The sequence below is a fragment of the Okeania sp. SIO2F4 genome, from assembly GCF_010672385.1.
Lineage (GTDB): Bacteria > Cyanobacteriota > Cyanobacteriia > Cyanobacteriales > Microcoleaceae > Trichodesmium.
Window position 1 is genome coordinate 1 of sequence record NZ_JAAHGT010000678.1, and the last position, 5,356, is coordinate 5,356.

The 5,356-nt window shown below is 37.7% G+C and carries 5 protein-coding genes; 4 read left to right on the forward strand and 1 reads right to left on the reverse strand.

The annotated features are described in order from the left end of the window. Window positions 1-530: 530 nt before the first annotated feature. Both glpK and clpS read left to right on the forward strand, forming a co-directional pair. Window positions 531-2,045, forward strand: coding sequence for a glycerol kinase GlpK (glpK, locus tag F6K22_RS30285; protein ID WP_293106760.1), 1,515 nt, complete (start codon window positions 531-533; stop codon window positions 2,043-2,045). A 626-nt stretch (window positions 2,046-2,671) separates the two neighbouring features. Beyond that, window positions 2,672-3,013 carry an ATP-dependent Clp protease adapter ClpS gene (clpS, locus tag F6K22_RS30290; RefSeq protein WP_293106751.1) on the forward strand — a complete coding sequence of 114 codons (342 nt, stop codon included), beginning with the start codon at window positions 2,672-2,674 and terminating at the stop codon, window positions 3,011-3,013. A 415-nt stretch (window positions 3,014-3,428) separates the two neighbouring features. Here the strand turns inward: clpS and F6K22_RS30295 are convergent, their stop codons facing one another. After that, window positions 3,429-3,743, reverse strand: coding sequence for a hypothetical protein (locus F6K22_RS30295; protein ID WP_293106754.1), 315 nt, complete (start codon window positions 3,741-3,743; stop codon window positions 3,429-3,431). A 437-nt stretch (window positions 3,744-4,180) separates the two neighbouring features. Between F6K22_RS30295 and F6K22_RS30300 the strand changes: the two genes are divergently transcribed. Continuing rightward, window positions 4,181-4,612, forward strand: a complete 432-nt coding sequence (locus tag F6K22_RS30300; protein WP_293106761.1) for an NUDIX domain-containing protein — start codon at window positions 4,181-4,183, stop codon at window positions 4,610-4,612. Between the two features lie 104 nt (window positions 4,613-4,716). After that, window positions 4,717-5,139, forward strand: coding sequence for a calcium-binding protein (locus F6K22_RS30305; protein ID WP_293106757.1), 423 nt, complete (start codon window positions 4,717-4,719; stop codon window positions 5,137-5,139). Window positions 5,140-5,356: the final 217 nt, after the last annotated feature.

Sequence of the window (5,356 nt, forward strand, 5' to 3'; positions counted from 1 at the left end):
CATTAAGGCTCTTGACATTTCTAAACCCTGAAACCTTTTAACCGTTTACTATTCCCTCCATACCTATTCCCTATTCCCGATTCAAGTAGCGCTATACAAGAATCGAAATAGGCGATCGCTAATTTTGCCAAGTAATAAGAAAAGTTAAAAATCCTAGTCAAAATACCAGTGATTATGGTAAATCAAAATAAGTATTGCTTTAAGCATTCAGCTATCAGCTCAAGTCAAAACTATTGACTGTAAAGGATTTCAATTTTATCGCAGTGGGAGCATCTTGCTACCATGAAGCGACGTTGTTCATCCCCATCTACCATTACTATGCAGGACTACCTTATTATCAACTAAAGTTTTGGCGTTGGTAATTAGTAAGATGATTTTCTAGCAGGGGTGATACCCATTACTTACTCTGGTTAAACATTTAGAGTTATCATAAGGGGATAACTCTGAAAGTTTCATCTCTTGATTTACCAACGCCAAAGTTTTCAGTTCATACAAGAAATTTTGACTTTTAACTTCTGTGAAACAGTATGATGATTACAGATACAGAAAAATATATTCTTGCTCTAGACCTTGGTACAACAGGCAACCGAGCAATATTATTCAACTCTCAAGGTGCTAGTGTCGGTCAAACTTACAAAGAACTTACTCAATATTATCCATATCCGGGTTGGTTAGAACATGATGCTGAAGAAATTTGGGAAGACACTTATACAATTATAAAGCAAGTTTTCCGAGATACTGGTGTTTCTGCCTCAAAGGTAGAAGCTATCGGTTTAACAGTACAACGAGAAACTTGTCTCCTCTGGGATAAAACCACAGGTAAACCCCTCCATAAAGCTATCGTTTGGCAAGACCGTCGCACTACAACCTTATGTCTAGAATTAGCAGCAAAAGGTGAAGCAGAAAAAATTCATCAGCGCACCGGATTAATTTTAGATGCTTATTTCTCTGCTACTAAACTATCTTGGTTGCTAGACTGGATGAAGCGAGAAAAACTCAATATTGACCCCAAAAATATCTTAGCAGGTACTATCGATACTTGGATTTTGTGGAAACTAACTGGTGGAAAAGTTCACGCCACCGACCATAGTAACGCCAGTCGTACAATGTTAATGAATATCGAATCTCTAGATTGGGATCAGGAATTATTAGACCTGTTTCAAATACCAAGAGAAATAATGCCAGAAATTAAACCTAGTTTCGGTATATTCGGTAATACCAAAGCAGATTTATTCGGGGTTTCAATTCCCATCGCTACAGTTTTAGGAGACCAACAGGCAGCCTTATTTGCTCATGGTTGCAACTTACCAGGAATGTCAAAATGTACCTACGGTACAGGTAATTTTTTAATTGCAAATACTGGAGATAGTCTGACTAAATCTCAAAATCAACTTTTATCAACTATAGCTTGGACTCAGGAAGCAAACGGTAAACTTAAAGCAACTTACGCCCTAGAAGGAGCAATGTTTACGACGGGAGCTTGTCTTCAGTGGTTGCGCGACGGGATGAAACTTATTGACTCCGCAGCAGAAAGTGAACTTTTGGCGCTAGAAGTAAAAGATACTAATGGTGTTTATTTTGTACCTGCTTTAAGTGGTCTTGGTGCACCTCACTGGGATATGAATGCTCGCGGTGCTTTTCTGGGAATTACTGGGGGTGTGACCCGAGAAAATATGGTTAGGGCAGTTTTGGAAGCGATCGCTTTTCAGGTAAAAGAGGTTGTGGATGCTATGAATAAGGATAGCGAGTTTTCCATAGGAAATCTTAAGGTTGATGGTGGAGTTTCTCAAAATAATTTTTTGATGCAATTTCAGGCAGACTTGTTGGGTATTCCGGTTGAGCGCCCTGCTTTTATTGATGCTACAGCTCAAGGTGCTGCTTTTGCTGCTGGTTTGACAATAGGTTTGTGGGATGATTATCAGAAATTGGTGAGTAATAGTCAAGTCGAGCAGGTATTTAATCCTAGTGAAAATGTTGAATCAGTTCAGGAGAGTTTTGTCGTTTGGCAAAAAGCTGTTAGTAGAGCAAAGAATTGGATTGAATAATTGTTTTTAGTGATTTTTGGTGTCATTGCGCCGTGGCAATTTCAAAGTTAAAAGTAATCTCTGAGTGAATTTTCGCTGCCCAAATGCTCTCTGTGCCAATAGGATTTACCAATGTCCGCGCTCTAAATGTGTTGCTATATCAGCGAGCTCATGTTGGGTTGAATACTTAGAAATAGTTATATAGCACTAAGTTAATTAGTTAGGATTTTTATAAATGCTTAAACCTAGTCAGGGATTATTTCTAACTTCTGACTTGCGCGTAGCGCTATAGTGGTTCCTTAACCAGCTAAAATATGTATAAATCATCCAAATGTAATTTTGTAATTTTATTTATTTATAAAGGAGTTTCGACTTAGTTAAGAATTTGCGCAATTTAGCGATATAATACCCTAGTTCTCTTTACATATTTGTAACGAGTTTCTGATGTTTATTGACAAAGACTTAAATATAAGTATAGACTGATAAGATGCGGTTGGCTTAACCGTCAATGCCTGTGGATGAGTAACCGCCAACGGCCTTAGGGACGTTCGCATTTTTGTTATACAACGTCCGTACAGCAGGAAGTAAACATCAAGAAGTGACGTTATGTGACGCTTTGTATCAGTTTTATGAAGCAGAATAGTAGTATGAGTCCTGAAAATTCCATCAGAAGAATTGTAGCAGTTGGAGGAGGGGGTAGTTCATCTGCAACTCTTGCTCCTAAACAGTCTGGTCAAGTTGTTAATAAGCCATATCCCAACTACAAAGTCATTGTTCTGAATGACGATGTAAATACATTTAAGCACGTCGCTGAATGTCTACAAAAATATATTCCTGGCATGACAAGCGATCTTGCTTGGGAACTTACTCACCAGGTTCATAACGAAGGTCAGGCGATCGTCTGGGTTGGACCTCTAGAACAAGCAGAATTGTACCATCAGCAGTTGAGTCGCGCTGGCTTAACAATGGCCCCCTTGGAAAAAGCTTGAAGAAGTTTGTAAGTTTTAGGTTTAATCTTATGGGCGATTCGCGTTTGCGGAGCATTCCGTAGGAAATCGCCCCTACTACTCCTGACTGCTGTAGGGAATAATGGCAACTCGACCCTGCTACCAAAATATTAACAACTTAAATAGGATTCCTATAGCTGAATACTATTTATTTTTATTTACCGAAAAATTCAGGTTTAAAGCCTCTCCTTTAAAGAAGAAACAAGAAAAAATTTTCACGCGGAGCGTCAATCCTCTTCCTAAAAGGGAGAGCTAATTATCCATTATCCATTATCCATTAATGAAGTCCGCCCTGAGTTGATAACTACTACATTTAGGCACTACAAAAGGTTTGGTAAATTATTAAATTAGTGCTAGTTAAATGAACATAAAATTTGCTCAATAAAAATATTAACAATTACAGAGGAAGGACGAATCCATAAATAAATCTAACCAATAAATGCTGAAAAGATTCATGCTCTGATTTATCAAAATATGAATCAATTAAATCTTCTTCAGCTTTTCCTGTCGGTTTGATCTGTGCTCTTTTTTTTAAATGCTTCTTCTTCGGTTTGATCTGCTTATACTTTTCTGGCTCAGTCTGGATGAGAGTATACTTTTTCTCAGTATATATTGGGTCAGTATGAATGACAGTATATTTTTTCTGAGTATAGGTAATAGTAGACATGAAACCACCTCCTGTTCTGGAATAAAATTCTTTCTGTGTTGTCATGGTGAGAAGAGAAATTTATTTCTATATACCTGGAACTATCTTCTTATTTGCTTATTTTTGATGAAGTATTTTCTACCAGGTATTAAAACTTCTTTCTCATTATTATTTATTATAGCATAATAAGTCAAGATGTACTTATGAATTTGTAACATTATGATAACTCTGCAAAAGCTGATAACTAATATCATGTTCGCGGAATTAGTGATAGAATTCCGTTCCGCTTACGCGAAAAAAAACTTTCTCTCCTGCTCCTTATATCTTCTTGCTTCCATCTCCTTCTAGTAGGGGGAATTTATGAATTGCCCCTTTGACTTCTCGCTAATTATTTCTAACTGTTCAACCGGAGATAATATAAGTAAATAATTAAAATCTAAAATTTCTTGGCAATTGTTATCAAGACAGATAAAATTCAATATGATTGTCTCTCAAAAATTAACATGGCCTATCGTAATCCCACTCCCACTGTTGACACTATTATTGAATTAATCAACCGACCAGGACGACCTATTGTACTGATTGAACGGCAAAACGAACCTTTTGGTTGGGCAATTCCTGGTGGGTTTGTTGACTATGGAGAATCTGTCGAAACTGCAGGGCGACGAGAGGCAAAAGAAGAGACAAGTTTAGAAGTAGAATTAATAGAACTATTGTATGTTTATTCTGACCCCAAGCGCGACCCCCGTCAGCATACGATGAGTGTGGTATTTATTGCCACTGCTACTGGGGAACCGAAAGCAGCAGATGATGCGAAAAATTTAGCTGTGTTTGAACCTTGGCAAATTCCTACAAATCTTTGTTTTGACCACGACCGCATTATTCAAGATTATTTGCGGTATCGTCATTATGGTATTAGACCACGGGTTGAGTAAATTTGTTATTTACAGGACTTACGCATAATCAACACATTTAGTAGGGGCGAATGGCATTCACCCTTATAGGTAGTACATAATTTCATATTTTGCGTAAATCCTGATTGAGATGTATTGGTCGCGATCGCCTTAATGGTAGCTCTGGCAATGATACACTCATTGGGGGTGGGAGTATAGACCGTTTTATCTTTAATACCAATGAGGAATTTCAGTCAGAGGATGTTGGTATAGACGAAATTACAGATTTTTCCCAAACACAGGGAGACATTATTCTTTTAGACTTGACTACTTTCACTGCTATTGATAGCAGCTCAGGAACTGGGTTTAGGATTGCAGATGAATTTGCTATAGTTGAGAACAACCAAGAAGCAGCAACGTCTGATGCGGTTATTGTCTACAACAGTAGCAATGGTCGTTTGTTCTATAATCCCAATGGTAGCACAGCTAGTTTCGGAAGTGGCGGTCGATTTGCAACTTTGACAAATACTCCGTCTTTAGAAGCAGAAGATTTCTTCCTCAGAAATTAGCATACTGCACCGTTCCTGGAATGTTATCAGAAACCGGGTTTGTGGAAGGCAGATATCATTATGGTAGAGGATTTAATACAAACCAGGTTTATATGTAATACCAATTTTAAAAGTGGCTGCTATGGCAAAATCTTTACCTGATAAGGATTTCCAGTTGCTCATTTGTAACATTCTTTTTTCAAATTAGTATAATTAGGACTTACGCAAAGCAACCTAT

What these genes read in the sequence shown, in the direction of transcription:
- glpK (WP_293106760.1), top strand. Translation starts at nt 531, where the DNA reads ATGATTACAGATACAGAAAAATATATTCTTGCTCTAGACCTTGGTACA.
- clpS (WP_293106751.1), top strand. Translation starts at nt 2,672, where the DNA reads ATGAGTCCTGAAAATTCCATCAGAAGAATTGTAGCAGTTGGAGGAGGG.
- F6K22_RS30295 (WP_293106754.1), bottom strand. Translation starts at nt 3,743, where the DNA reads ATGACAACACAGAAAGAATTTTATTCCAGAACAGGAGGTGGTTTCATG.
- F6K22_RS30300 (WP_293106761.1), top strand. Translation starts at nt 4,181, where the DNA reads ATGGCCTATCGTAATCCCACTCCCACTGTTGACACTATTATTGAATTA.